Here is a 24,149-nt window from a genome sequence, read left to right as displayed (position 1 = left end):
AGGTAAGGGCGAGGTTCAGCGTTTCGCTCGCATTTTAACGGTCGCTATCATTGCTCGATAGGATGGGTGGTGCGGCTTGATCAGAAGGCATCCGGCAGGTGCCGGGGCAGACGCCAGGGCCGGACGGCGACGATGTCGTAGCGGATCGACAGAAGGTGTGCGTCCGGCTGGCGGGCAAGCCAGAGATCGCTCGCCGCCCGGATGCGGTGCTGCGTGGTGCCGGTGACGGCGTGGACCGCGGCCTCTTCGCTCCGCCGCGCCTTCACCTCGACGCAGGCGACAAGGTCGCGCTTGCGGGCGATGATGTCGATCTCGCCGAGCTTGGTTCGATGGCGGATGGCGAGGATCCGGTACCCCTTGGCGATCAGATAGAGGGCGGCGATGAATTCCGCGACGTGGCCGCGGCGCAGCGCCTTGCGGCGCAATCCCCTTTCCGCCTCAGTCGCCATCGCCGGCCTTCATGCGGACAAGCCGCTGGTAGAGTTCGCGGCGCGGCAGGCCGGTCTGGCGCGCCGCTTCGGTCGCAGCCTTGCCGGCCGGCAGGTCGCGCAGAAGCGCGGCGAGCAGCGCATCGACATCGGCGCTGTCGGGCGGGACCTCCGCCGAGGGCGGGCCGATCACCAGCACGATCTCGCCCTTGACCTGCGGATTGGCCTCGTAATGCGCCGCCAGCTCGGCGAGCGGCGCGCGGCGGAATTCCTCGAAGGTCTTTGTCAGTTCGCGGCAGACGGCGGCGGGCCGATCGCCCCCCAAAACATCTGCGGCAGCGGCAAGGGTCGCGCCGATCCGGTGCGGCGATTCGAAGAAAATCAGCGTCGCCGGCACGCGGGCGAGTTCGCCCAGCCGGTCGCGCCGCGCCTTGTCCTTGGCCGGCAGGAAGCCGGCAAACAGGAAGGCATCGTTCGGAAGACCGGAGCCGACAAGCGCTGCAAGCGGCGCCGAGGCGCCTGGGATGGGGACGACCTTGTGGCCGGCCGCCAGTGCCAGATGGCCGAGGCGGTAGCCGGGATCGGAGACGAGCGGCGTGCCGGCATCGGAGACGAGCGCCACGGACTTTCCGTTGTCGAGAGCCGCGACCAGCTTCGGGCCGACCTCGTCGGCATTGTGCTCGTGATAGGCGTAGGGGCGGGTGGCGATGCCGTAGCGGTCGAGCAGCACCCGGGTGACGCGGGTGTCCTCGCAGGCGAGCACGTCGGCGCCGGCGAGCGTCTCCAGCGCGCGCAGGGTGATGTCGCCGAGATTGCCGATCGGCGTCGCCACCAGATAGAGGGCGGGCTCGAGCGGGCGCGCCTCCACCACCGTGCCGTGGAGACGGTAGCTGCGGGCGGGGGCTGCGCCGCCTTTGCGCGGTTCTTCCTGCATTCCGAGCGGTCCGTTCCTGTTGCCATGCACGCGTGGTCTCCTTATGGGCGAGCCCCGGGCAGGCGGCAAGCCCGGACAGGCGATGCATGGGCGCGATATCCCCTGCCGCGATCGCGGTACCCCTTGCATTCGAACGCAAAAATCTGCCAATTTGCCCGTCCACATCCTTCCGGCGCCCGTCGGAAAGCAAGAATGATGCCGCGCCGGCTCGCCCGGCAGGCAGCGGTCGAGAGCGGTAGATCCATGCGTATTACCATCGAACGGTCCAATCTCCTCAAATCGCTGAACCACGTCCATCGCGTGGTCGAGCGGCGCAACACCATCCCGATCCTGTCGAACGTCCTGTTGCGCGCCGACGGCGGAAACCTGGAGATGAAGGCGACCGACCTCGACCTGGAAATCACCGAGTCGACGCCGGCCCAGATCGAACAGGCCGGAGCCACGACCGTTCCGGCGCACCTGCTCTACGACATCGTGCGCAAGCTGCCGGATGGCTCCGAGGTGCTGCTCGCCAACACGCCGGACGGTGCGGCGATGACGGTTGCCTCCGGCCGCTCCAAGTTCTCGCTGCAGTGCCTGCCGCAGTCGGACTTCCCGGACCTGACCGCCGGAAGCTTCAGCCACACCTTCCGCCTGAAGGCGACCGACCTGAAGATGCTGATCGACCGGACGCAGTTCGCGATCTCGACGGAGGAGACGCGCTACTACCTGAACGGCATTTTCATCCACACGATCGAGAACGCCGGCCAGCTGAAGCTGCGGGCCGTCGCCACCGACGGCCACCGCCTGGCCCGCGCCGACGTCGAGGCGCCGTCCGGCTCGGAGGGCATGCCGGGCATCATCATCCCACGCAAGACCGTCGGCGAGTTGCAGAAGCTGGTCGACAATCCGGACCTGGTAGTGACCGTGGAGGTTTCGGATGCAAAGATCCGCTTTACGATCGGCTCGGTCATCCTGACCTCGAAGCTGATCGACGGCACCTTCCCCGACTACCAGCGCGTCATCCCGACCAGCAACGAGAAGGAACTGCGGATCGACTGCCAGTCCTTCGCCCAGGCCGTGGACCGCGTCTCGACGATCTCGTCTGAACGCGGCCGCGCTGTGAAGCTGGCCCTGGCCGACGGACAGATGACCCTGACGGTCAACAACCCGGATTCGGGAAGCGCCACCGAAGAGCTGCCGGTCGGCTACGACAACGATCCGCTGGAGATCGGCTTCAACGCCAAGTACCTGCTCGACATCACCGCCCAGCTTTCCGGTGACGAGGCGGTGTTCATGCTCGCCGATCCGGGCTCGCCGACGCTCGTGCGGGATCTCGCCGGTGACGATGCGCTCTACGTGCTGATGCCGATGCGCGTCTGATCCGCGCCGCGGAACGAAGACGCGTCCCGCCGGTTTCTCCCGTGCCGCCGACGATCCGGCGGTGGAGGAGCAGGCATGGCAAGGACAGGAACGGTTCGGATCGGCATTTCCGGCTGGACCTACAAGCCCTGGCGCGGCGTGTTCTATCCGAAGGGCCTCGTCCAGAACGACGAACTCGCCTACGCCTCCAGACAGTTTCGCTCGATCGAGATCAACGGCACCTTCTACGGCCTGCAGCGACCGGAGGCCTTCGGCCACTGGCGGGAGGAAACGCCGGACGATTTTGTGTTCGCGATCAAGGGATCGCGCTACATCACCCACATGCTGCGACTGAAGGAAGCGCAGGCGGCTCTTTCCAATTTCCTCGCATCAGGCGTGCTGCGGCTGGGACCGAAGCTCGGGCCGATCCTGTGGCAGTTTCCGCCGCGGATGCGGTTCGACGCGGAGCGTTTCGCGGCTTTCCTCGCACTGCTGCCGCACGATCCCGACGAGGCGGTCGCGCTGGCAAAACGCCATGACGAGCGCCTCAACGGACGGGCGTGGCTGAAAACCGATGCGACACAGGCAATACGGCACGCCGTCGAGATCCGGCACGAAAGCTTCTGCACGGAAGAATTCGTCGAACTGCTGCGCCGTCACCGGGTGGCGCTCGTTTGCGCCGACACGGTGGACTGGCCGCTGCTGATGGATCTCACCGCCGACTTCGTCTACTGCCGCCTGCACGGGTCGGAGAGGCTCTATGTCAGCGGCTACGACGACGCGGCGCTCGACATCTGGGCCGATCGCGTCCGCAGTTGGGCCGAGGGCCGGGAGCCGGACGATGCCCGACGTCTTCTGCCGGCAACGGCGCCGCGCAACAGGGGCCGCGATGTGTTCGTCTACTTCGACAATACGGACGTAAAGCTCAGGGCGCCGTTCGATGCGCGGTCGCTGGCAAGGCGGCTGGGTATTCCTCCCGCCCCGGTCGCCACGAGAACGACAACCGCGGAGCCTGAAACCGTCGCAAGATGACTTGTTTTTGCCGCATGCGGAAACAAATACTTCCGGAGTGTCTTCCGAATCATCCGGAAGAAGCATAGGTAGCAGCCGTCAATTCGGGGGGAGTGGACATGAATTTGCGCGGGAAGGTCAAGGAACGGCTCGGCAGGAAATTCGACGAGGAAATCCGCTTCTTCAAGGGCTGGATCAGCAATACTCGCGCTGTCGGCTCGATCATCCCGACCTCTTCGGTGACGGCGCGCCGGATGGCCAGCGTCATCAATCCGACGTCAGGCCTCCCCGTCCTCGAACTCGGCCCCGGCACGGGCGCGATCACCAAGGCGATCCTCGAGACGGGGCTCGCACCAGAAAAGGTTGTCTCGGTCGAGTACTCGACGGAATTCTACAACCACCTAGTCGAACGCTTCGCGGGCGTGCAGTTCGTCAACGGCGATGCGTTTGACCTCGACACCGCGCTCGGAACCCTCAGGGACCAGAAGTTCGACAGCGTCATTTCCGCCGTGCCGCTTCTGAACTTCCCGGCGCACCGCCGCGTGGCGTTGATCGAAGGCCTGCTGAACCGCATTCCGGCGGGCCGACCGGTGGTGCAGATCTCCTACGGACCCGTTTCCCCGGTTCCCGCCATGCCCGGCCGCTACCAGATCAGCCATCTCGATTTCGTGGTTCGCAACATTCCGCCGGCGCAACTCTGGACCTATCGCCGGACGCATTGAAAGGCCCGCAATCTTTTTGCGCTGCGCTTGCGGACAGTCCCGTCCCGTGCGACTGGACGGCGACGGAATTGTGGAGAGGTATGTCACCATGGATGCACGCGAACGCCTGATCGTCGGCCTTGATGTTCCGACCGTCGCCGAGGCCGAGGCCAAGGTGCGAGCGCTCGGCGACAGCGTTCTCTTCTACAAGATCGGCTATCAGCTCGTCTTCGCCGGCGGGCTCGAACTCTCCCGTGATCTCGTTCGGGACGGCAAGAAGGTCTTCCTCGACATGAAGCTGCTCGACATCGACAACACGGTTGCGAAGGGTGTCGAGAACATTGCCAAGATGGGCATGTCGATGCTGACGCTGCACGCCTATCCGAAGGCGATGCGGGCGGCCGTCGAGGCGGCGCAAGGCTCCGGCCTCTGCCTGCTCGGGGTCACCGTGCTGACCTCGATGGACGCGCAGGACCTCGCCGAGGCCGGCTACGAATGCTCCCCGCACGAACTCGTCCTGCGCCGCGCCGACCAGGCACGCGCGGCCGGCATGGGCGGCATCGTCTGCTCGGCCGAGGAGGCCTCCGCCGTGCGCAAGGTCGTTGGCGCGGACATGGCGATCGTCACGCCGGGAATCCGCCCGGCCGGCGCCGAAAAGGGTGACCAGAAGCGGGTAATGACGCCGGCCGAGGCGCTCAGGGCCGGGTCGAGCCACCTGGTCGTCGCACGGCCGATCGTAAAGGCGGACGATCCTGTTGCGGCGGCCGAGGCGATCCTTGCCGAAATGTCGGCCGCGCTTCAATCTTAGCCACAATGCACACCGAGGAGGAAACCATGGCCAAGGGATACTGGATCGCGCGCGTCGATGTCCGCGACACCGAGCGCTACAAGGACTATGTCGCGGCGGCAAAGCCGGCGTTCGAGAAGTACGGAGCAGTCTTCCTGGCGCGCGGCGGCACGTTCCAGAAGCTGGAGGGGCAGGTGCGCGCCCGCAACGTGGTGATCGAATTCCCGTCGATGCAGGCGGCGATCGACTGCTACAACTCGCCCGAATACCAGATCGCCGCGGCCATCCGCCAGGAGGTCGCAGACGCGGAAATGGTGGTGGTCGAAGGCGTCTGACGAGCGGCCGCGAGCGGCACGGACGACGCGGAGAACGGCGCCACAGACAAGCCTTCACCTGCCGGTTTCTTTCGGCTATGTAGGCGGCACCCACCGTGCCTATTCCAGGAGCATCCCGCATGAGCCTTTCCAATCTTCCGCCGCAGGTCACCGTCTTCGGCGGGTCCGGATTCGTCGGTCGACATGTGGTGCGGGCACTGGCGAGGCGCGGCTATCGCATCCGGGTCGCTGTCCGGCGCCCCGACCTTGCCGGCTTCCTGCAGCCGCTCGGCGGCCTCGGCCAGATCTCCTACGTCCAGGCGAACCTGCGCTACCGCGACTCGGTCGACCGGGCCGTGCAGGACGCTGACCATGTGGTCAACTGCGTCGGCATCCTCTTCGAGAAGGGTCGCAACCGCTTCGACGCCGTGCAGGACTTTGGCGCACGCGCCGTTGCCGAGGCCGCCCGCGCGCGCGGTGCCACGCTGACGCACATTTCCGCGATCGGCGCGGACGCACAGTCGCCATCGGGGTACGCCCGCTCCAAGGGGCGCGGCGAACTCGCCATCCGCAAGGTTCTGCCGGAGGCGGTGATCTTGCGTCCCTCGATCATTTTCGGGCCCGAGGACGGCTTCTTCAACAAGTTCGCCGACATGTCGCGCTTCGCACCCGTCTTGCCCCTGGTCGGCGGCGGGCACACCAAGTTCCAGCCGGTCTACGTGGCGGACGTCGCCGAGGCGGTGGCGCTTGCCGTCGACGGCAAGGTTGCCAAGGGTACTACATACGAGCTCGGCGGACCGGAAATCCTGACGTTCCGCCAGTGCATCGAGCTGATGCTGCAGGTCATCGACCGGAAGCGGCCGCTTGTTTCGCTGCCCTTCGGCGTCGCCTCGCTGATCGGATCCCTCTCGACCCTCGTTCCCTTCGTCGATCCGCCGTTGACCGCCGACCAGGTCAAGCTGCTGCGACTGGACAACATCGTCTCCGACGAGGCGAAGAAGGACGGACGCACCTTCGAGGCGCTCGGCATCGCGCCGGCCCTGGTCGAGGCCATTCTGCCGACCTATCTGGTCCGCTATCGCCCGAAGGGGCAATTTACGCGCGGGACGATCTGACCTTTTTGCGCACGCTGTAGGCAACCGGACCGACCGTCAGGCATGCGGCTGCGGGCCCCGAAGCAGCATGCGACGGCGCCCCGGCCGTCGCGCCGCCGCCGCACGCCGGGCCGGACGTTGCAGTTCTGCCGCAGTTGAAAACTCCCGTCGGTCTTTACCCGGCCTTCAGCATGTTCGCTTATTGATGTTTCCCAGGGTCGGGCATACACACCGCCTCGCGCAACCGGCAGACCGGGCGCAATTTTCCTTAGGGGCTTCTTCGACATGGGCAAGGCAATTGCACTTTTCTTCGGCTGCGCAGCGCTGGTGATCCTGGCGGGCTCGTTCATGGCCCCGACCACGGTGGCCGCCGGCAAGCACGGCTGCGCGCCCGCCTATGGCGTCGACCCCTGCACGACCTCGTCGATCGGCCGATAAACGCAACGGCCGGGCGCCTACACCCGGCCGCGCCTCAAAGCGTCAGCCCCATATGGACAGGCCGATGAGGCCGGCCACGCCGACGACGATTCGCCAGATGGCGAAGGGCGCGAAACCACGCCGCGATACGAAATCGAGGAGCGATCGCACGACGACGAGCGCCGCCACGAACGCCGCGACGAAGCCGATGGCGATCAGCACACCAGCATCGAATGTCAGTGCGTCCCGGTTCTTGTAGAGATCGAGGGTGAAAGCCCCCAGCATCGTGGGCATCGCCAGAAAGAACGAGAATTCCGCCGCCGAGCGCTTGTCCGCGCCCATCAGTAGCGCGCCGGCGATCGTCGCGCCCGAGCGCGAGGTGCCCGGCACCATCGCGAGGCACTGGAACAGGCCGATCTTGAACGCGAGCGACGGCGGATAGTCCATGACGTCCTTGTAGCGCGGCTTCAGCGGCATACGGTCGATCGCATAGAGGATGAAGCCGCCGACGATCAGGACGATGCAGATCAGACGCGGGGTCTCGAACAGCACCGACTTGATGAAGCCGTGGGCGACGACGCCGATCAGGGCGGCCGGCAGAAAGGCAATCAGCACGCAAAGCACGAAGCGGCGGGCGGCGGCACTGGTCGGAAGCGCCAGCGCGATCTGCACCAGTTTCGTCGCGTACACGGCCAGGATGGCGAGAATCGCGCCAAGCTGGATCAGCACCGCAAAGGTGTTGCCGGGCGATTCAAACCCGAGGAAATGGCCGGCAAGCAGCACATGGGCAGTCGAGGAAACGGGGATGAACTCGGTCAGGCCCTCAATCAGACCGAGGACTAGCGCGCTGACAATGGACTGGTCGGGCATGGACATTCCTTGAAAAGGCGGCGGCGTGAAGCAACGACCGCGAAGCTTGTGTTTGCTTAACCATATTCCTATAGCTTTGTGTCAGGAGTCGTGACCAGCGTAATTCGCCTGCCCGATCTGCCGGCCGGTCCGCTTCCTCCGACAATCTTCAGACGAAAAGCCAGAAATGCCGACCCTCTATCATCACCCGATGTCCTCCGCTTCGCGATTCGTTCGCCTGATCCTCGCCGAGTACGGCTACCAGACCGACTTCGCGGAAGAACAGCCCTGGGAGAACCGGCGCGATTTCCTGGCTCTCAATCCGGCCGGCACGCTGCCGGTCTATGTCGACGACAGCATGCGCGCGCTCTGCGGCGCGACGGTGATCTGCGAATATCTCGACGAGACGCACGGCGTTTTGAAGCGCGACCGCCGGCTTCTGGCCGAGGATCCGTTCCAGCGGGCGGAGATCCGTAGGCTTGTCGAATGGTTCCTGCAGAAGATGGAGCAGGACGTGACGCGGCCGCTCGTGCGCGAGCGGATCTTCAAGCTGCAGATGACGCCAGACCAGGGCGGCGGGCCGCCGGACAGCAAGATCCTGCGCAATTCCCGGGCAAACATCCGCCAGCACATGAAGTATCTTTCGTGGCTTGCCGGCTCGCGTACCTATCTCGCCGGCGACCGGCTCAGTTATGCCGACCTCGCCGCCGCAGCGGCAGTCTCGGTGCTCGACTATCTCGGCGAGATCAACTGGCAGGACGCGCCGCAGGCGAAGGACTGGTACCAGCGGATCAAGTCACGCCCCTCGTTCCGGCCGCTGCTTGCCGAACGGGTGCGCGGCGTCACCCCGGTCTCGCACTATGCGGACCTCGATTTCTGAGGCGAAGCCATGCCCGGCGCAGCCGAACGCACGGACCGACAGACGCAGCGGCGGGAAAAGCTGAAGGATTTTCTCCTCGCCGAAGCGGCGGAGAAGGGCTTCGAGGTCTGCCGCGTGACACGGCCCGACGCCATCCCCGACGCCCCGGCGCGACTGAAAGAATTCATCGAAGCCGGTTATCAGGGGACGATGGAGTGGATGGCCGAGACGCGCGAGCGGCGGGCCGACCCGCGCGTGCTCTGGGGTGAGGTGCGCTCGATCGTGCTGTTCGGGTTGAACTACGGTCCCGACGAGGACCCCCGCAGCGTGCTCGCCCGGCCCGACCGGGCGGCGATCTCGGTCTATGCCCGCAACCGCGACTATCACGACGTCGTCAAGGGCCGGCTGAAGGAGATCGCCACGCGCTTCGCCGCGCGCGCCGGCGAGGACGTCAAGGTCTTCGTCGATACCGCGCCGGTGATGGAAAAGCCGCTCGCCATGCAGGCGGGGCTCGGCTGGCAGGGCAAGCACACCAATCTCGTCAGCCGCGAATTCGGCTCCTGGCTGTTCCTCGGCAGCATGTTCACCACTGCCGACCTCTCGCTCGACGAACCGGAGCGCGACCATTGCGGCTCCTGCCGGGCCTGTCTCGATTCCTGCCCGACCAATGCTTTTCCGGCGCCCTACAAGATCGATGCGCGGCGCTGCATCTCCTACCTCACCATCGAGCACAAGGGCCCGATCGACCGGGAGCTGCGGCCGCTGATCGGCAACCGCATCTACGGCTGCGACGATTGCCTGGCTGCCTGTCCGTGGAACAAATTCGCGGCGACCGCCTCGGAGATGAAATTCCACGCCCGCGACGACCTGCGCGCGCCAAGGATCGCCGAACTGCTGGAGCTCGACGACACGGCATTCCGCACGCTGTTCTCCGGCTCGCCGGTCAAGCGTATCGGTCGCGACCGGTTCGTGCGCAATGTGCTGATCGCCGCCGGCAACAGCGGCGATGCGGCGTTGATCCCCGCCTGCGAGCGGCTGGCGGAGGACCCCTCGCCCCTCGTGCGCGGCATGGCCGTCTGGGCGCTCGGCCAGCTGATGGAAAGACAAGATTTTGAGCGCCTTGCGGCAAGAGCAGCAGGCGAGGCCGATCCGCAGGTGCGGGCGGAATATGAACTGGCAATGGAGGATCGATGATGCGTCTGTTGGTTTTGGGAGCCGGCTTCTCCGGTCGCGCCATCGCGCAGGCCTTCATGGCGGCGGGATATGCGGTGTCAGGTACCACGCGCTCGGCGGACAAGGCGGCAGCGCTCGCAGCGTGCGGCATCGAGGCCTTGCTCTTTGACGGCGAGGCGATCTCCGAGGCGCTCGGCGAAGCGATGCGGCAAACCACGCATCTCGTGCAGTCCATTGCACCTGGCAAGGCGGGCGACCCGCTGTTTCGCGAAGGTGTGCCGCCGATTTCGGACCTGATGCCGAAGCTGCAATGGGCCGGCTATCTCTCCACCGTGGGTGTGTACGGCGACCATCAGGGCGGCTGGGTGGATGAGGAAACTAAGATCCATCCGGTCTCCACCCGCTCGATCGAGCGTGTCGAGGCGGAGAACCGCTGGCTGGAACTGTCGCGCGAAAGCGGCATTCCCGTCGCCGTGCTGCGGCTCGGCGGCATCTACGGACCCGGCCGCAACGCGCTGCGCAATGTCGCCGAGGGCACGGCGCGGCGGCTCGTCAAGAAGGACCAGGTGTTCAACCGTATTCGGGTGGAGGACATCGGCGCCTCGGCGCTGTTCCTGGCTGAGGGCCGGCATGGCGGGATCTTCAACATCACGGACGACGAGCCCGCCCCGCCGCAAGACGTGGTGGCCGAGGCGGCCCGGCTGATGGGCGCCGAGATGCCGCCCGAAGTTCCCTTCGAGACGGCCGAGCTGTCGCCCATGGCACGGTCTTTCTACGGCGAAAACAAGCGCGTCTCGAATGCCAAGATCCGCGCACTCGGCTTCCTCTTCCGCTTCCCCGATTACCGGATATCGCTGGCCCAGATGTGGAACGACGGCGTCTGGCGCGGTTGACGCGTCAATCCGGCGAACCTGCAATTGTGGCGAGCGTCGAAACCCGCCTAAGTTTCGTCAATTTTTCACAGCTTATGCGCGATACCGCTCCTTGACCGATCAGGTTTAGGGTACTCTTTTCGGCGTATGTGCAACTTTTTTCCGCCTGCATAACCTGTGGAAACATCAAATTCCACGGCCGGCGATCATTCAAGTTTATCTCTGATTCTCAAGGCTTTTTGCGACGCCTCCGTCGAAGTCCCCAAGGCACCCGGTATTCTTAATGGAGTATTAACGCCGTGCTCGGCGCCCGGCCCGCGTGGAACAAGGCGCTGTTTTGCCATCTTTGGCCCGAATAGACAGTGCTGTCAGAAGTAAATGGACACCAGCACTGGGAGGTCACCATGTCTGTCAAGCCCTCTACTGCGGCCCTCGCTGCACTCGTCATCGCTGCGCCCGTTACTTTCGCATCTGTCGCCGACGCGGCCGGTTGCGGCCGCGCTTCCTGGTATGCGCTGACTTCGAAAACCGCCTCCGGCGAACGCATGAATCCGGCCCACATGACCGCCGCGCACAAGAGTCTTCGCTTCGGCACCAAGCTCAAGGTTACCAACGCCAATAACGGCAAGAGCGTCATCGTGCGGATCAACGATCGCGGCCCATTCGTCCGCGGGCGGGTGCTCGACCTGTCCAAGGCCGCCGCCTCGGAGATCGGCATGATCAGCAGCGGCCACGCCAAGGTCTGCTACGAAATCATCAACAGCTGAGTCAAATTAGCCGGTCCGCTTGCCCTCGCCGCCCCTTGCCGTTACCACGGCGTCAAAACGGAGTTGAGCAATGCGACTGGGTGGGCGGCTCTCGGGAGCCATAGAGGTCCTGGCGGATATCGAGACGCGCAAGCGTCCCGTGGCGGACTCGCTCAAGGACTGGGGCCTCGCCCACCGCTTCGCCGGCTCCGGTGACCGGGCGGCGATCGGCAACATCGTCTACGACGCTTTGCGCATGAAGCTGTCGCATGCCTACCTGATGGACGACGATAGCGCCGATGCCCTGGCGCTCGGCGTCATGCTTCGCCAGTGGGGTCTGACCCCGGAGACACTGGCGCGACAGCTCGACGGCGACAAGTTCGCGCCCGACATTCCCGCCGAGCGGCTCGCTTCGCTCGCGCGACGTCGGCTGGAGCACGCCCCTCTGCACGTGCAGGGCGACATTCCCGAATGGGTTCAGGCCTCGTTCGTCGAGAATTTTTCCGACGACTGGCTGCACGAGGCCCAGGCGCTGACGAGCCGGCCGACGCTCGACCTGCGCGCCAATACGCTGAAGGCCTCGCGTGACAAGGTGCTCAGGGCGCTGGAACACTGCGGCGCCGTGCCGACGACGATCGCCCGCAACGGTATCCGCATCCCGGCTGGTGAAGGGCCGGCGCGCCTGCCGAATGTTACCGCCGAGCCCGCCTTCGAGGAGGGATGGTTCGAGGTGCAGGACGAGGGCTCGCAGATCGTCGCCGATCTGGTGTTCGCCCAGGAGGGCGAGCAGGTGCTCGACTTCTGCGCCGGCGGCGGCGGCAAGGCGCTGGCGATGTCGGCTGCCATGAACAACAAGGGTCAGGTGCATGCCTTCGATGCCGACCGGAAGCGGCTGGCGCCGATCATCGAACGCCTGAAGCGGGCCGGCACCCGCAACGTTCAGGTGCACGAGGACTTTTCCAGCCTTTCGCCGCTCGCCGGCCGCTTCGACCGCGTACTGGTCGATGCGCCCTGCACCGGCACCGGCACCTGGCGCCGCCGCCCGGACACCAAGTGGCGGCTGACCGACAAGAACCTCGAGGAGCGGCTGGCCCAACAGGAGGAAGCGCTGGCAAGTGCGGCGCATTTCGTACGCCCTGGCGGATACCTGCTCTATGTGACCTGTTCGGTGCTGCCGGAAGAAAACGAGAACCAGGTCTATGGGTTTTGCGAGGACAATCCCGACTTCGAGATCCTGTCCGCGGCGGAAGCCTGGGAAGACCTGTTCGGCACCGACAAGCCCAAGCCCTGGTCGGCGGATATGAAGACGGTGACTCTGACGCCCGCCTCGACCGACACCGACGGTTTCTTCTTCTGCGCGATGGGCCGCAAGGCCTAAGCGGCTCCGCCCGTCAGGGCAGCCAAACGGCGACGCAAAGATCGAACGGTTCTAAACTATACTATTTGACACCAGTTTATTTTTACGTAATGACAGCCAGGCCCACACGCCCGGTTGTGGGCAGCGTTCCGGCATCCTTGCCGTCTTTTCAAGCGCCGGGAAAAAGCAAAAAAAATAGCCGGGAGTCCTGAAGGCAACATGACGACGTCCTTTCTCCGCTCGACCGCGCTGGCGCTTCTGGCCGCCATCGCCGCACCTGCCGCCCAGCCCGCTTTCGCAGCGACCGAGCCTGGGGCGATCGTCGCGCATTATGTCGAGGTCGCCCACGCCAAGTTTACAGACTCGCTTGCGGCCGCCAAAGAACTCGCCGTTGCCGTCGACCAGTTGATCGCGGACCCGAACGACGAGACGTTGACGGCCGCGCGCACCGCCTGGATCAAGGCCCGCGTTCCCTACCAGCAGACGGAAGTCTATCGCTTCGGCAATGCCGTGGTCGACGAATGGGAAGGCAAGGTCAATGCCTGGCCGCTCGACGAGGGCCTGATCGACTATGTCGATGCGAGCTACGGATCCGAGAGCGAGGAGAACGCGCTGTTCGTCGCCAACGTCATCGCCAATCCGACGATCAGGATCGACGGCAAGGAGGTGGACGCGACGAAGCTCACACCCGAGTTTCTCGCCGGCACCCTGCAGGAAGCCGGAGGCGTGGAGGCGAACGTCGCGACCGGCTATCACGCGATCGAGTTCCTGCTCTGGGGCCAGGACCTGAACGGCACCGGCCCGGGCGCCGGCAAGCGGCCGGCCACCGACTTCGATACGAAAAACTGCACCGGCGGCAATTGCGAGCGCCGCGCCGCCTATCTGAAGGCGGCGACCGGCCTTTTGGTGGCCGATCTCGGAGAGATGGTCGCCCAATGGGCGCCGCAGGGCGGCGCGGCGAAGACGGTCAGCGCCGATCCGAAGGCCGGGCTTTCCGCGATCCTCACCGGCATGGGCTCGCTCTCCTATGGTGAACTCGCAGGCGAGCGCATGAAGCTCGGCCTGATGCTGCACGACTCGGAAGAGGAGCACGACTGCTTCTCCGACAACACCCACAACTCGCATTACTACGATGCTGTCGGCATCCGAAGCGCCTATACTGGCGAATACGTCCGCCCCAACGGCACCAGATTGACCGGCCCGTCCCTTTCCGAGCTTGTGGCTGCGAAGGATGCCGCCCTCGACGCCGAGATGAAGGCGAAGCTCGACACCACCATTGCGGCGATGCAGGCGATGGTGAAGCGCGCCGAGACCGTCGAGGCCTACGACCAGATGATCGGCGAAGGCAATGCCGAGGGCAATGCGACGGTGCAGGCGGCGATCGACGGCCTGGTGGCTCAGTCGAAGACGATCGAACGCGTCATCTCGGCGCTGGATCTCGGCACGATCGAGCTTGAAGGTTCCGACAGCCTGGATAATCCTAACGCCGTCTTCCAATGAAAATGCAAAGGCGGGCGGCCTGTTCAAGGAGCGGCCCGATTCCCACATGACCGGTCGCCTGACGCCTGCCCTTGGCATTTTCCTGCTGTCGCTCGCCTGCGGCGCTCTCGCCGTGGCAGAGGAACTGCCGGGCAGCGCAGGGCGCACCGACCTGTCGGCGAAGGACCAGGCGCGGGTCGAGGCGGTGACGCGTCCGACGACGGACTTTTCCAAGCCCGAGAGTTATGAGGCAATGTCGGGTGGGGCGGCGACCTCGACTGCCGCTGTCAACGCCGACAGCTTTTCGCATTTTTCGGAGAACCTGACCTTTGAGCAGGAGGAAGGCTTCAAGCTCGGCAATGCGCTGTTCCGCAAGGTGTGGGTCTCCTCGCCGTCCTCGACCCAAGCCTCGGACGGTCTCGGGCCGCTCTTCAACTCGCGTGCCTGCCAGAACTGCCACCTGAAGGACGGGCGCGGCCATCCGCCGGAACCCGGCGACGACAGCGGCACCACCTTCCTCCGCCTCGCCCGCCCGCCAGCGAACGAGGCCGAGCGGGCCAGGCTCGAAGCGCTCGAGGTGGCGAACTTTCCCGATCCCGTCTATGGCGGCCAGTTGCAGGATTTTGCCGTGCCCGGTCTTGCCGCCGAGGGACGGATGCACGTCACCTACACGGAAGAGCCCGTGACGCTGCGGGGCGGTGAGACCGTATCGCTGCGGCGGCCGGTCTATGCGGTGACCGACCTCGGCTATGGCGACCTCGATCCGACGACCACGCTTTCACCGCGCATGACGCCGCCGATGATCGGCCTCGGCCTGATCGAGGCGATTCACGAGGCCGACATCATGGCGCTCGCCGATCCCGACGATGCGAATGGCGACGGCATCAGCGGCAAGGCGGCTCTGGTGCGCGATGGCACGTCCGGCAAGCTCCTGCTCGGCCGGTTCGGCTGGAAGGCGCAGAACGCCTCGGTGCGCCGGCAGAGTGCGGAGGCCTTCGCAGGCGACATCGGCATCTCCAACCCCGACGTGCCCAATAGCCATGGCGATTGCACCGCGGCGCAGAAGGCCTGCCTCGAGATGCCGGACGGCGTGCAGCAGCGCCTTGGGGACACGGAAGCACCCGACCCGGTGCTCGACCTCGTGACCTTCTACGCCCAGAACCTGGCCGTTCCGGCGCGGCGCAGGGCGAGCTTTGCCGAGACGCTTGCCGGCAAGAAGGTGTTCTATGAAATCGGTTGCACCGCCTGTCACAATCCGAAATTCGTCACCCGCCGGGACGCGCACGACAAGGCGCAGTCGTTCCAGCTGATCTGGCCCTATTCCGATTTTCTCCTGCACGACATGGGCGAAGGCCTGGCCGACGGTCAGCGGGTGGGGCTGGCGAACGGCCAGGAATGGCGCACGCCACCGCTGTGGGGGATTGGCCTGACCGAGACGGTGAGCGGCCATACCTTTTTCCTGCACGACGGGCGGGCGCGCAACCTCACCGAGGCCATTCTCTGGCACGGCGGCGAGGCCGCGGCCGCCCGTGACCGCTTCGCCGATCTGGAAAAGACCGAGCGGGACGCCCTGCTGACCTTCCTGGAGTCGCTCTGATGCCACTGCCTTACCGCGTCACCCGCAGCTTTCTGGCCGGCCTCATGCTTGCCGCGCTTGCCCTGCCTGCCCAAGGGCAGGAATCCGAGCCGCCGCCTCCGGCCGTGTTGACCGACGAGGCGGTTTCGGCCGTCATGGCTCGCGCGGTCGACGAGGTGATCCGGCCCGGCTATCGCGATCTCCACGCTTCGGCATCAGACCTTGCCGATGCCGTCTCCGCCTATTGCAGAGCGCCTTCGGCAGCAACCGGAACCGCCGCCCGCGCCGCCTTTAACGACACGGTGGCCAAGTGGTCGTTCATCGAAATCGTCCGTGAAGGGCCGGCGCTCCGCCAGAACCGGTTCGAACGCATCCTCTTCTATCCCGATCGCAAGAGCACCGGGCTGAAACAGGTGCAGGCGCTGCTGGCCAAGGCCGATGAGGAGGACACGGACGCCACGACTTTGGCCGGCAAGAGCGTCGCCGTGCAGGGAATGGGGGCGCTGGAGTACGTCCTCTACGGCAACGGTGCGAAAGCGCTGGACAAGGCGGCGAACAGTTTCCGCTGCCGCTATGGTGCCGCCGTTGCAGCGAATCTCCAGACGATTGCCGGGGCGCTCAGCGCCGAGTGGGAGCAGCCGGACGGCGTACAGCGCGCCTGGAAGCATCCTGGGCCGGGCAATCCCGTCTTCCGCGACGGCAAGGAGGCAATCACCGCACTGCTCGGCGTGCTCGTGCATGGGGCGGAGACCGTGCGCGACCAGCGCATCGAATCCTTCTACAAGGGCGAGGACGCCCCTGCCCGCCCGAAATCGGCGATCTATTGGCGTTCGGGCAACACCTGGAGGTCCATCGAGAGCAATCTCGAGGGGCTGAAGGCGCTGTTTACGAAATCCGGCATGGAAGGCCTGCTCGATCCCTCGCAGGGCTCGATCGCCGGGTCCATTGTCTTCGTCCTGAACTCGCTGCAGCACATCGTGCCGACCATCGATCCAGACATCGAGAAAGCAGTCAGCGTTCCGGCCGAGCGCCGCAAGCTGGACTTTCTCGTCATCAACGCCCGCGACCTGGTGCTGCGACTGAACAACGACTATGGCGGCGCGATCGGGCTCGGCGCCGGCTTCTCCTTCTCGGACGGAGACTGACGGGCTACACGGGAGAACGCAGGATGCGCACACCGCTTCTCGATCGGCGCAGTTTCACGAAGATGGCGGGAGCCGCCTGGGCGGCAACGCTGTCGCCGTCCTCGCTGTTTGCGCTGGAGCGGAGCGATGCGGTGTTCGCCTCCGGCTTCATGGCCCGGGACGGCAGCTTTGGCCTTGCGACGCTTGCCGAAGACGGCACGGTCATCGAACGCGTCCGGTTGCCGGCGCGCAGCCACGGCATGGCCCATTGCGTGGCGACGGGGCAGGCCGCGGCCTTCGCGCGGCGCCCGGGAACGTTCGCCCTGATCTTCGACACGCAGCGGCGGCAAGCGGCAACCGTTATCCATGCCGGCCCGGACCGGCACTTCTTCGGTCATGGCTGTTTCTCGCCGGACGGCCGACTGCTTTATGCGAGCGAGAACGATTTCCAGGCAAATCGCGGGGTGATCGGCCTCTATGACGCCACCGACCGCTACCGTCGCATCGGCGAGTTCGACAGCTACGGCATCGGCACCCACGACATGACGGTGTCGGACGATGGAAGGACGCTGGTCGTCGCCAATGGCGGGATCGAGACGCATCCGGATTTCGGCCGCACCAAGCTCAATCTCGACCACATGGAACCGTCGCTGGCGCTGATCGAGGCGGCGACGGGCGCGCTCGTGCAACGCCACGCCCTGCCGCCGGCGCTGCGCCAGCTTTCCACCCGGCATGTCGACATCGATTCCAAGGGGCGCGTCTGGTTCGCCTGCCAATACGAGGGGCGGCGTGACGACCTGCCGCCGCTGGCGGGCCACTTTTCCGCAGGCGAAGACATCCGCTTCCTCGACCTGCCGGCGGAAACGACGGCGCGGCTCGCCAACTATGTCGGCGCCATCGCCGTCAATCGCGCCCGGGGGCTGGTCGGCCTGACCTCGCCAAAGGGCGGCTTGGCGGTGACAGTCGACGCAGCGAGCGGGCGTATCCTGCGCGAAGAGGCGATCAGCGAGGCGGCCGGCATCGCGCCTTCCCCCCTAGGCTTCGCGGTGTCCTCCTATGACGGGCGCTTCGATGGCGTGCGCGCCGATCTCGCCTGGGACCAGCACATCGTCCGATTTGGGAGGCTTTGACCGCTCACGCGGCGCCGGCGTCGCGCGCGATCAGCATTTGCAGGTCGTGCCAGGCGTAGGCGACCTGCTCGTATTGACGGCCACCGAGCCCGATGATGCCAACCTCCATCGGGGCCGCCCCCATCCGTTCGTAGAAGCCCCTATTCGGATTGGTCGATAGCACCCAGGCAAACATCGTCACCGTACCGCCCTCCACCATCCGCCGCGCCACCGCGCGCACGAGTGCCCCGCCTATGCCGCGGCCCTGATAGGCAGGCAGCACGTACAGGGCGTAGATCTCACCCACCGGCGTCGGCGAGGGATAGCGTGCGGGACCGAAATTCACGAAGCCCACCAGTTCGCCGCTCTTGCGCTCGATCGCGACGAAGTGGCCGACGTCCGCCGCGTTGCGGCGGCTCATGTGGCGAACCGCCTGCTCGGCCGGCGACATGCGGTCGAGATAGGCGTCGTCGAGCAGCCCTCGGAACGTCGCCCTCCAGGTCGCCACGAGCACCCGGCCGATCGCAAAGACATCGGCGGTCCTGCCCGGGCGGATTTCTATCGCCTGGTCCATGGCATGGATGTAGGGCGCCGGCTGGCGCACTGCAATCATCCCGCCTGCCGGCTCCTGCGATATCGCCTGCGTAATTGCCGTCTTGCGGCGCGAAGGCGCGCATGCGAGGGTTCGCGCCGTTCCGGCGAACCGGCAAAGCGAATGAAAATGACAGACTTTCCACCCGCGGACTTCCGCGAACGCATCACCATGAGCTTCAGCCGCCAAGCGGCCATGCACCTGATCGGGGCGCGATTGACGCGCGTCGAGCACGGCTCGGTGGAGATCGAGCTGCCCTTCGACGAGAAGCTGACGCAGCAACACGGTTTTCTGCACGCCGGCATCATTTCCGCGGCGCTGGACTCCGCCTGCGGCTATGCCGCCTATTCGGTGATCGATCCGGAGGCATCGATCCTCACGATCGAGTTCAAGGTCAACCTGATGTCGCCCGGACGCGGTGACTGGTTCCTGTTTCGCGGCGAAGTGACGAAGCCGGGCTCCAACATCATCGTCGCCGACGGGCGGGCCTATTCGGTTGGCGAGGGTCCGGCCAAGCTGATCGCCTCCATGACCGGAACGATGATGGTGGTGCGCGGCCGGGAGGACGTGGCAGGATGAGCTATGTGCTGAAACAGGTCGCGGGCAAGAGCCTGCTCTATGTGATGGCGGTCGCCTCGGAATACGGCGAGCACCTCGGAAGCCGCATATCGCCATTGATGACCGGCATCGGCCCGGTCGAGGCAGCCGTGCAGGTCTCCCGTGCGCTCACCCTGCTGGAGGGAAGCCACCGCCGTCCCGATCTTGTGATCTGCCTCGGCTCGGCAGGCTCCGCGACGCTGGAACAGACGGAAATCTACCAGGCGATCAGCGTCTCCTATCGCGACATGGACGCCTCGCCCCTTGGTTTTCCGAAGGGCGCCACACCGCTTCTCGACCTGCCGATCGTGGTGCCGATGCCGCTGCGGGTACCCGGAATTCCCGAAGCGCGCCTTTCGACGGGGGCGAACATCGTCTCGGGAGGGGCTTATGACGCGATCGATGCGGACATGGTGGACATGGAGACCTTCGCCGTCCTCCGTGCCTGCCAGGCCTTCGGCGTGCCGCTCATAGGCCTCCGCGGCATTTCCGACGGCAAGGCCGAACTGAAGCACGTCGGCGACTGGACCGAATACCTGCACATCATCGACGAGAAGCTGGCCGACGCGATCGACCGGCTGGAGCAGGCCCTGGCTGACGGCGCGATCCCGCTCTGAGGGGCCCTATTTCCGGCAGCCCGGTTGCGCGCGGCGGCAAATTTCATTAAAGGCTCGCCATGACCCAGACAGCCCATCCCGACAGCGTCCTCATCATCGATTTCGGCAGCCAGGTGACCCAGCTCATCGGCCGGCGCGTGCGCGAAGCAGGCGTCTATTGCGAGATCATCCCCTTCCAGTCTGCCGAAGAGGCCTTCCACCGGATGAAGCCGAAGGCGATCATCTTCTCCGGCGGCCCCGCCTCTGTTCTCGATCACGGCAGCCCGCGCGCCCCGCAGGTGGTGTTCGATTCCGGCCTGCCGATCCTTGCCATCTGCTATGGGCAGCAGACGCTTGCCACCCAGCTCGGCGGCAGGGTCGAGGGCGGGCACGCCCGCGAATTCGGCCGCGCCGACGTGGAAGTCCTCAAGAGCAGCCCGTTGTTCGAGGGCGTCTGGGAAGTCGGCAAGAAATATCCGGTCTGGATGAGCCACGGCGACCGCGTCACCGTCGCCCCGGAAGGCTTCGAGGTCATCGGGGTGTCCGAGAACGCGCCGTTCGCGGTCTGCGTCAACGAGGCGAAGAAGTACTACACCACCATGTTCCATCCGGAAGTGGTGCACACGCCGGACGGAGCGAAGCTGCTTTCCAACTTCGTGCACAAGATCGCGGGCATCACCGGCGACTGGTCGATGTCGGCCTATCGCGCCCGCGCCGTCGAGGCGATCCGCGAGCAGGTTGGCGACAAGCGCGTCATCTGCGGCCTTTCGGGCGGCGTCGACAGCTCGGTTGCGGCCCTCCTCATTCACGAAGCCGTCGGCGACCAACTGACCTGCATCCTCGTCGACCATGGCCTGATGCGGAAAGACGAGGCGGCGAACGTCGTCGCCATGTTCCGCGAGCACTACAACCTGCACCTCGTGCACGTCGACGCCTCCGACCGCTTCATCGGTGAATTGGAAGGCGTGTCCGACCCCGAGACCAAGCGCAAGATCATCGGCCGGCTCTTCATCGAGGTCTTCGAGGAAGAGGCCAAGAAGCTCGGCGGCGCCGAGTTCCTCGCGCAGGGCACGCTCTACCCGGACGTGATCGAGAGCGTCTCCTTCACCGGCGGTCCGTCCGTCACCATCAAGTCGCACCACAATGTCGGCGGCCTGCCGGAGCGCATGAACATGCAGCTCGTCGAGCCGCTGCGCGAGCTCTTCAAGGACGAGGTGCGCGTGCTCGGCCGTGAGCTCGGCCTGCCCGACAGCTTCATCGGCCGCCATCCCTTCCCGGGTCCCGGCCTTGCCATCCGCTGCCCGGGCGGCATCTCCCGCGACAAGCTGGAGATCCTGCGCGAGGCGGATGCGATCTATCTCGACGAGATCCGCAAGGCCGGCCTCTACGACAAGATCTGGCAGGCCTTTGCCGTGCTCTTGCCGGTGCAGACGGTCGGCGTCATGGGCGACGGGCGCACCTACGAGTTCGTCTGCGCACTGCGCGCGGTGACCTCGGTGGACGGCATGACCGCCGACTTCTACCACTACGACATGAATTTCCTCGGCCGTGCGGCGACCCGCATCATCAACGAGGTCCGCGGCATCAACCGCGTCGTCTACGACGTGACGAGCAAGCCGCCGGGCACGATCGAGTGGGAGTAAGGCGCTTCCATCGAGACGCTTGAATCGGGGCACCGCTGGCGGTATCTTACCATTGTCTTACCAATGGACGATGCCATGGCCCACCCCGAAAAGCTCACGACCGTCGTCTCGACCAAGGGACAGGTCATTCTGCCGAAGGCAATCCGCCAGCGGCAAGAATGGGGCGCCGGAACACGGCTGATCGTGGAGGAAACGGCGGACGGTGTGCTCCTGAAGCCGGCGCCGACCTTTGCTCCCACCCAGCCCGGACGGGTTTTCGGCATGCTTCCCGTGAGCGGCGCACCGAAGACGCTGGAAGAAATGGAGGCCAGCATCATCGACGAGGCGCGTCGCCGTGCTCGCGATTGATACCAATGTTCTGGTCCGTTATCTCACCAACGATCATCCAGACCAGTCGCCGCGCGCTCGCGCTGTCGTCGAGGGAACGGCTGTTTTCGTCGCGGTAACTGTTGTGCTGGAAGCCGAGTGGGTGCTGCGTAGTGCATATGGGTATGCGCGGACGGATGTCGCACGCGCCTTGCGCGCCTTCGCCGGCCTCCCGACGGTGACCTTCGAAGACGCCGCCGCGATTGCCGCCGCTTTGGATCTTGCGGAAGAAGGTATGGATTTCGCTGATGCCTTGCATCTGCGCAAGGCGGCCGCATGCGACGGCATGGTGACTTTCGATCGGAAATTCATCCGGACTGCGCATGCTGCGGGCTATGAAACGGTGACGGAGCCCTAAAGCTGGCGCTTCCGTTCGTTTCAAAATCCGAACGACTGCTGTGCCGGCTCCGGCGGGGCGAAGGAAATCCCTTCGAGCGCCAGCATCTTCAGCTTGGCCGAGGCGCCGCCCGGGGCGGAGAAGCCGCCGATCCTGCCGCCGGCGGCTAGCACCCGATGACAGGGAATGATGAGGGCGACGGGGTTTTTCGCCATGGCCTCGCCGACGTCGCGCGCCGCTTCCGGCCCGGCACCGAGTTCACGGGCGAGCGCGCCGTAAGTCGTCGTCTCGCCCCAGTGCAGCCGCCGCGCCGCTTCGTAGATCGCACGGAAGAAATCGCTCTGGCCGGCAAGGTCGAGCGGCACGTCCGAGAAATCCACTTCCTCGCCGGCGAAATAGCGCCTTGCCATCGCGACGGCCTCGGCCACTGCCGGGGATGGTTCGGCTGGTTCTGCCTCAGGCAGGCGGCGAAGCAGCAGACGGCGCGTCGTTGCGGCGTCATTGCCCGGTAGCTGGAAGCGGACGACGCCGGCCGCGGTCCAGGCGATGCCGCAGGGACCGCCATCGATGTCGCAGATCAGGTAATGGGTCTTGCCGGTCATGATGCGGCTCCTGTTCCCGTTTGATCAAATATCGGGCATTGCCCGGCCGTTCTCAACCCGTTTCCTGCTCGTTTCCTACCGGGGCTTGCGCGCCCCGCTGCCAATTCGCATAAACCGTCGGGAGAACTTTTTCAGAGAGGACACGACGTGCAGATTTCAGAGATCATCATCGGCGGCGATACGCCCGGCATCGAGTGGCGCGTTCCCGTCCTCCGCTTCAAAGGCAGCGACGCGAAGGCGCCTTCCGTCTACATCCAGGCGGCGTTGCACGCCGACGAACTGCCCGGCACGGCGGTGAGCCACTTCCTCTGCGAACGCCTGCGCGAAGCAGAAGCCGACGGCGACATCCTCGGTGACGTCACCATCGTACCGCAGGCCAACCCGATCGGCGCGGCGCAGTCGCATTTCGGCGAACTGCAGGGCCGCTTCGATCTGGCCTCGCGGACCAACTTCAACCGTGACTTTCCGCTGGTCGCTCTTGGCGAGAGGGACAGCCTTCTCGAGAACCTCCAGGGCCAAACGGCGGTCAACCGACTGAAGCGCACGCTGCTTCACATGGCGCTCGGCGCCGAACTGGTGCTCGACCTTCATTGTGACGACGAGTCCGTCCAGTATGCCTATATCGACGAGGCCTTCTGGCCCGAGGCCGCCGATCTTGCCGCCGCCCTTAAGATGGAAGCGGTGTTCCTGTCCGACGGCGAAAGCACCGCTTTCGAGGAGGCCGTCGGCTACGCTTTCAAGCGTCAGGGCGGAGAGAAGCTTGCGCAAGTGCCGGGACGGCTCGCCGTCACGCTGGAATTGCGCGGCCGGCGCGACGTCTACCCGCAAATGGCGAAGGAGGACGCGGACGGCCTCTGGCGCTTCCTGGCCGCGCGCGGCGCGGTTCGCGACGCGAGCGTCGAGTTGCCGCGCTTCGATGGACCGGCACTGCCGCTCGACAACATCGCGATGGTCCGGGCGCTCGAGCCGGGAACGGTGCTGTTCCACAAGGATGTCGGCGAACGCGTCGAAGCGGGCGACCTTCTGGCGACGATCGTCACCCGTCCGGGCATGGCGGACGGCACGGTCGAGATCCGCGCCGAACTGGCGGGGCTGATCGCGACACGCAGTTCGGACCGCTCGGTCCGCCGCGGCGGCGACCTGATGAAGATCGCCTGCGGCGCACGCGCCCGATCGGACCGCAAGCCCGGCACGCTCGAGGACTAAGGGCGAGATCGCCGCGCGCCTGCGGAGGCCATTTCCTTT

At 65.6% G+C, this 24,149-nt stretch carries 27 protein-coding genes; 22 read left to right on the top strand and 5 right to left on the bottom strand.

Annotation, left to right across the window (positions count from 1 at the left end):
• Positions 1–80: 80 nt before the first annotated feature.
• Positions 81–449 (bottom strand): YraN family protein, encoded by a 369-nt coding sequence (locus tag C7449_RS05370; RefSeq protein ID WP_108001750.1) that lies wholly within the window; start codon positions 447–449, stop codon positions 81–83.
• On the bottom strand, positions 439–1,362 hold the full coding sequence (gene rsmI, locus C7449_RS05365; RefSeq protein WP_108001749.1) for a 16S rRNA (cytidine(1402)-2'-O)-methyltransferase: 924 nt from the start codon (positions 1,360–1,362) through the stop codon (positions 439–441). Before rsmI ends, C7449_RS05370 begins: the two co-directional genes overlap by 11 nt.
• Before the next feature lie 243 nt (positions 1,363–1,605).
• Between rsmI and dnaN the strand changes: the two genes are divergently transcribed.
• The 7 genes from dnaN to C7449_RS21725 all read left to right on the top strand — a co-directional run bounded on the left by dnaN (position 1,606) and on the right by C7449_RS21725 (position 7,048).
• Positions 1,606–2,724 carry a DNA polymerase III subunit beta gene (gene dnaN, locus C7449_RS05360; protein WP_108002068.1) on the top strand — a complete coding sequence of 373 codons (1,119 nt, stop codon included), beginning with the start codon at positions 1,606–1,608 and terminating at the stop codon, positions 2,722–2,724.
• A 75-nt stretch (positions 2,725–2,799) separates the two neighbouring features.
• Positions 2,800–3,735 (top strand): DUF72 domain-containing protein, encoded by a 936-nt coding sequence (locus C7449_RS05355; protein ID WP_108001748.1) that lies wholly within the window; start codon positions 2,800–2,802, stop codon positions 3,733–3,735.
• Between the two features lie 98 nt (positions 3,736–3,833).
• Positions 3,834–4,436 carry a phospholipid N-methyltransferase PmtA gene (pmtA, locus tag C7449_RS05350; protein WP_108002067.1) on the top strand — a complete coding sequence of 201 codons (603 nt, stop codon included), beginning with the start codon at positions 3,834–3,836 and terminating at the stop codon, positions 4,434–4,436.
• 88 nt (positions 4,437–4,524) lie between these two features.
• The gene (gene pyrF, locus C7449_RS05345; protein WP_108001747.1) at positions 4,525–5,223 is read left to right on the top strand and encodes an orotidine-5'-phosphate decarboxylase; all 699 of its coding nucleotides are present in this window, start codon (positions 4,525–4,527) and stop codon (positions 5,221–5,223) included.
• 26 nt (positions 5,224–5,249) lie between these two features.
• Entirely contained in the window at positions 5,250–5,537 is a 288-nt protein-coding gene (locus C7449_RS05340) for a DUF1330 domain-containing protein (RefSeq protein ID WP_108002066.1), read from the top strand.
• Between the two features lie 119 nt (positions 5,538–5,656).
• Complete coding sequence (locus tag C7449_RS05335) at positions 5,657–6,631, top strand: complex I NDUFA9 subunit family protein (protein ID WP_108001746.1); 975 nt, start codon at positions 5,657–5,659, stop codon at positions 6,629–6,631.
• A 264-nt stretch (positions 6,632–6,895) separates the two neighbouring features.
• Positions 6,896–7,048, top strand: a complete 153-nt coding sequence (locus C7449_RS21725) for a metallophosphoesterase family protein (RefSeq protein ID WP_170115802.1) — start codon at positions 6,896–6,898, stop codon at positions 7,046–7,048.
• 42 nt (positions 7,049–7,090) lie between these two features.
• On the opposite strand, the gene C7449_RS05330 is transcribed toward C7449_RS21725, so the two are convergent.
• A complete protein-coding gene (locus C7449_RS05330; RefSeq protein WP_108001745.1) occupies positions 7,091–7,897 on the bottom strand; it encodes an undecaprenyl-diphosphate phosphatase in 807 nt (268 codons plus the stop codon).
• Between the two features lie 166 nt (positions 7,898–8,063).
• Here C7449_RS05330 and C7449_RS05325 point away from each other — a divergent pair, with 166 nt between their 5' ends.
• The 9 genes from C7449_RS05325 (at position 8,064) to C7449_RS05285 (ending at position 18,192) form a co-directional block, all read left to right on the top strand.
• Positions 8,064–8,756, top strand: coding sequence for a glutathione S-transferase family protein (locus tag C7449_RS05325; RefSeq protein ID WP_108001744.1), 693 nt, complete (start codon positions 8,064–8,066; stop codon positions 8,754–8,756).
• Positions 8,757–8,765: 9 nt separating this feature from the next.
• Positions 8,766–9,929 (top strand): tRNA epoxyqueuosine(34) reductase QueG, encoded by a 1,164-nt coding sequence (gene queG, locus C7449_RS05320; RefSeq protein WP_108001743.1) that lies wholly within the window; start codon positions 8,766–8,768, stop codon positions 9,927–9,929.
• Complete coding sequence (locus C7449_RS05315) at positions 9,929–10,801, top strand: SDR family oxidoreductase (RefSeq protein ID WP_108002065.1); 873 nt, start codon at positions 9,929–9,931, stop codon at positions 10,799–10,801. Before queG ends, C7449_RS05315 begins: the two co-directional genes overlap by 1 nt.
• Positions 10,802–11,184: 383 nt before the next feature.
• A complete protein-coding gene (locus C7449_RS05310) occupies positions 11,185–11,547 on the top strand; it encodes a septal ring lytic transglycosylase RlpA family protein (RefSeq protein WP_108001742.1) in 363 nt (120 codons plus the stop codon).
• A 70-nt stretch (positions 11,548–11,617) separates the two neighbouring features.
• On the top strand, positions 11,618–12,904 hold the full coding sequence (locus tag C7449_RS05305; protein ID WP_108001741.1) for an RsmB/NOP family class I SAM-dependent RNA methyltransferase: 1,287 nt from the start codon (positions 11,618–11,620) through the stop codon (positions 12,902–12,904).
• A 198-nt stretch (positions 12,905–13,102) separates the two neighbouring features.
• Positions 13,103–14,383 carry an imelysin family protein gene (locus tag C7449_RS05300; protein WP_108001740.1) on the top strand — a complete coding sequence of 427 codons (1,281 nt, stop codon included), beginning with the start codon at positions 13,103–13,105 and terminating at the stop codon, positions 14,381–14,383.
• Between the two features lie 46 nt (positions 14,384–14,429).
• Positions 14,430–15,959, top strand: coding sequence for a di-heme oxidoreductase family protein (locus tag C7449_RS05295; RefSeq protein ID WP_108001739.1), 1,530 nt, complete (start codon positions 14,430–14,432; stop codon positions 15,957–15,959).
• Positions 15,959–17,083, top strand: a complete 1,125-nt coding sequence (locus C7449_RS05290; RefSeq protein WP_108001738.1) for an imelysin family protein — start codon at positions 15,959–15,961, stop codon at positions 17,081–17,083. The genes C7449_RS05295 and C7449_RS05290 overlap by 1 nt, the downstream gene beginning before the upstream one ends.
• A 23-nt stretch (positions 17,084–17,106) precedes the next feature.
• Positions 17,107–18,192 carry a DUF1513 domain-containing protein gene (locus tag C7449_RS05285; RefSeq protein WP_108001737.1) on the top strand — a complete coding sequence of 362 codons (1,086 nt, stop codon included), beginning with the start codon at positions 17,107–17,109 and terminating at the stop codon, positions 18,190–18,192.
• 4 nt (positions 18,193–18,196) lie between these two features.
• On the opposite strand, the gene C7449_RS05280 is transcribed toward C7449_RS05285, so the two are convergent.
• On the bottom strand, positions 18,197–18,784 hold the full coding sequence (locus tag C7449_RS05280) for a GNAT family N-acetyltransferase (RefSeq protein ID WP_108001736.1): 588 nt from the start codon (positions 18,782–18,784) through the stop codon (positions 18,197–18,199).
• A gap of 108 nt (positions 18,785–18,892) precedes the next feature.
• Here C7449_RS05280 and C7449_RS05275 point away from each other — a divergent pair, with 108 nt between their 5' ends.
• From C7449_RS05275 to C7449_RS05255, 5 genes are all read left to right on the top strand, one after another.
• Positions 18,893–19,342 carry a PaaI family thioesterase gene (locus C7449_RS05275; RefSeq protein ID WP_108002064.1) on the top strand — a complete coding sequence of 150 codons (450 nt, stop codon included), beginning with the start codon at positions 18,893–18,895 and terminating at the stop codon, positions 19,340–19,342.
• Entirely contained in the window at positions 19,339–19,977 is a 639-nt protein-coding gene (locus C7449_RS05270; protein WP_108001735.1) for a 5'-methylthioadenosine/S-adenosylhomocysteine nucleosidase, read from the top strand. The genes C7449_RS05275 and C7449_RS05270 overlap by 4 nt, the downstream gene beginning before the upstream one ends.
• A gap of 59 nt (positions 19,978–20,036) precedes the next feature.
• Entirely contained in the window at positions 20,037–21,599 is a 1,563-nt protein-coding gene (gene guaA, locus C7449_RS05265) for a glutamine-hydrolyzing GMP synthase (protein ID WP_108001734.1), read from the top strand.
• Positions 21,600–21,674: 75 nt separating this feature from the next.
• Positions 21,675–21,947 (top strand): AbrB/MazE/SpoVT family DNA-binding domain-containing protein, encoded by a 273-nt coding sequence (locus C7449_RS05260; protein ID WP_108002063.1) that lies wholly within the window; start codon positions 21,675–21,677, stop codon positions 21,945–21,947.
• On the top strand, positions 21,934–22,323 hold the full coding sequence (locus tag C7449_RS05255) for a type II toxin-antitoxin system VapC family toxin (RefSeq protein WP_108001733.1): 390 nt from the start codon (positions 21,934–21,936) through the stop codon (positions 22,321–22,323). The genes C7449_RS05260 and C7449_RS05255 overlap by 14 nt, the downstream gene beginning before the upstream one ends.
• A gap of 20 nt (positions 22,324–22,343) precedes the next feature.
• Here C7449_RS05255 and C7449_RS05250 read toward each other — a convergent pair whose 3' ends face one another.
• Positions 22,344–22,904 carry a methylated-DNA--[protein]-cysteine S-methyltransferase gene (locus C7449_RS05250; protein ID WP_108001732.1) on the bottom strand — a complete coding sequence of 187 codons (561 nt, stop codon included), beginning with the start codon at positions 22,902–22,904 and terminating at the stop codon, positions 22,344–22,346.
• Between the two features lie 147 nt (positions 22,905–23,051).
• Between C7449_RS05250 and C7449_RS05245 the strand changes: the two genes are divergently transcribed.
• Positions 23,052–24,110 carry a M14 family metallopeptidase gene (locus C7449_RS05245; RefSeq protein ID WP_108001731.1) on the top strand — a complete coding sequence of 353 codons (1,059 nt, stop codon included), beginning with the start codon at positions 23,052–23,054 and terminating at the stop codon, positions 24,108–24,110.
• Positions 24,111–24,149: the final 39 nt, after the last annotated feature.

The sequence above is a fragment of the Mycoplana dimorpha genome (assembly GCF_003046475.1).
Taxonomy (GTDB): domain Bacteria; phylum Pseudomonadota; class Alphaproteobacteria; order Rhizobiales; family Rhizobiaceae; genus Mycoplana; species Mycoplana dimorpha.
This window is presented reverse-complemented; position numbering and strand designations above follow the sequence as displayed.

Excerpts from the sequence above, each read along its gene's own strand:
- C7449_RS05310 (WP_108001742.1), top strand. The coding sequence starts at position 11,185 with ATGTCTGTCAAGCCCTCTACTGCGGCCCTCGCTGCACTCGTCATCGCT.
- C7449_RS05325 (WP_108001744.1), top strand. The coding sequence starts at position 8,064 with ATGCCGACCCTCTATCATCACCCGATGTCCTCCGCTTCGCGATTCGTT.
- C7449_RS05305 (WP_108001741.1), top strand. The coding sequence starts at position 11,618 with ATGCGACTGGGTGGGCGGCTCTCGGGAGCCATAGAGGTCCTGGCGGAT.
- C7449_RS05315 (WP_108002065.1), top strand. The coding sequence starts at position 9,929 with ATGCGTCTGTTGGTTTTGGGAGCCGGCTTCTCCGGTCGCGCCATCGCG.
- dnaN (WP_108002068.1), top strand. The coding sequence starts at position 1,606 with ATGCGTATTACCATCGAACGGTCCAATCTCCTCAAATCGCTGAACCAC.
- queG (WP_108001743.1), top strand. The coding sequence starts at position 8,766 with ATGCCCGGCGCAGCCGAACGCACGGACCGACAGACGCAGCGGCGGGAA.
- C7449_RS05285 (WP_108001737.1), top strand. The coding sequence starts at position 17,107 with ATGCGCACACCGCTTCTCGATCGGCGCAGTTTCACGAAGATGGCGGGA.
- C7449_RS05250 (WP_108001732.1), bottom strand. The coding sequence starts at position 22,904 with ATGACCGGCAAGACCCATTACCTGATCTGCGACATCGATGGCGGTCCC.
- C7449_RS05330 (WP_108001745.1), bottom strand. The coding sequence starts at position 7,897 with ATGCCCGACCAGTCCATTGTCAGCGCGCTAGTCCTCGGTCTGATTGAG.
- guaA (WP_108001734.1), top strand. The coding sequence starts at position 20,037 with ATGACCCAGACAGCCCATCCCGACAGCGTCCTCATCATCGATTTCGGC.
- C7449_RS21725 (WP_170115802.1), top strand. The coding sequence starts at position 6,896 with ATGGGCAAGGCAATTGCACTTTTCTTCGGCTGCGCAGCGCTGGTGATC.
- C7449_RS05370 (WP_108001750.1), bottom strand. The coding sequence starts at position 449 with ATGGCGACTGAGGCGGAAAGGGGATTGCGCCGCAAGGCGCTGCGCCGC.
- C7449_RS05355 (WP_108001748.1), top strand. The coding sequence starts at position 2,800 with ATGGCAAGGACAGGAACGGTTCGGATCGGCATTTCCGGCTGGACCTAC.
- C7449_RS05275 (WP_108002064.1), top strand. The coding sequence starts at position 18,893 with ATGACAGACTTTCCACCCGCGGACTTCCGCGAACGCATCACCATGAGC.
- pmtA (WP_108002067.1), top strand. The coding sequence starts at position 3,834 with ATGAATTTGCGCGGGAAGGTCAAGGAACGGCTCGGCAGGAAATTCGAC.
- C7449_RS05340 (WP_108002066.1), top strand. The coding sequence starts at position 5,250 with ATGGCCAAGGGATACTGGATCGCGCGCGTCGATGTCCGCGACACCGAG.
- C7449_RS05335 (WP_108001746.1), top strand. The coding sequence starts at position 5,657 with ATGAGCCTTTCCAATCTTCCGCCGCAGGTCACCGTCTTCGGCGGGTCC.
- C7449_RS05300 (WP_108001740.1), top strand. The coding sequence starts at position 13,103 with ATGACGACGTCCTTTCTCCGCTCGACCGCGCTGGCGCTTCTGGCCGCC.
- C7449_RS05295 (WP_108001739.1), top strand. The coding sequence starts at position 14,430 with ATGACCGGTCGCCTGACGCCTGCCCTTGGCATTTTCCTGCTGTCGCTC.
- pyrF (WP_108001747.1), top strand. The coding sequence starts at position 4,525 with ATGGATGCACGCGAACGCCTGATCGTCGGCCTTGATGTTCCGACCGTC.
- C7449_RS05290 (WP_108001738.1), top strand. The coding sequence starts at position 15,959 with ATGCCACTGCCTTACCGCGTCACCCGCAGCTTTCTGGCCGGCCTCATG.
- C7449_RS05270 (WP_108001735.1), top strand. The coding sequence starts at position 19,339 with ATGAGCTATGTGCTGAAACAGGTCGCGGGCAAGAGCCTGCTCTATGTG.
- rsmI (WP_108001749.1), bottom strand. The coding sequence starts at position 1,362 with ATGCAGGAAGAACCGCGCAAAGGCGGCGCAGCCCCCGCCCGCAGCTAC.
- C7449_RS05260 (WP_108002063.1), top strand. The coding sequence starts at position 21,675 with ATGGCCCACCCCGAAAAGCTCACGACCGTCGTCTCGACCAAGGGACAG.
- C7449_RS05280 (WP_108001736.1), bottom strand. The coding sequence starts at position 18,784 with ATGATTGCAGTGCGCCAGCCGGCGCCCTACATCCATGCCATGGACCAG.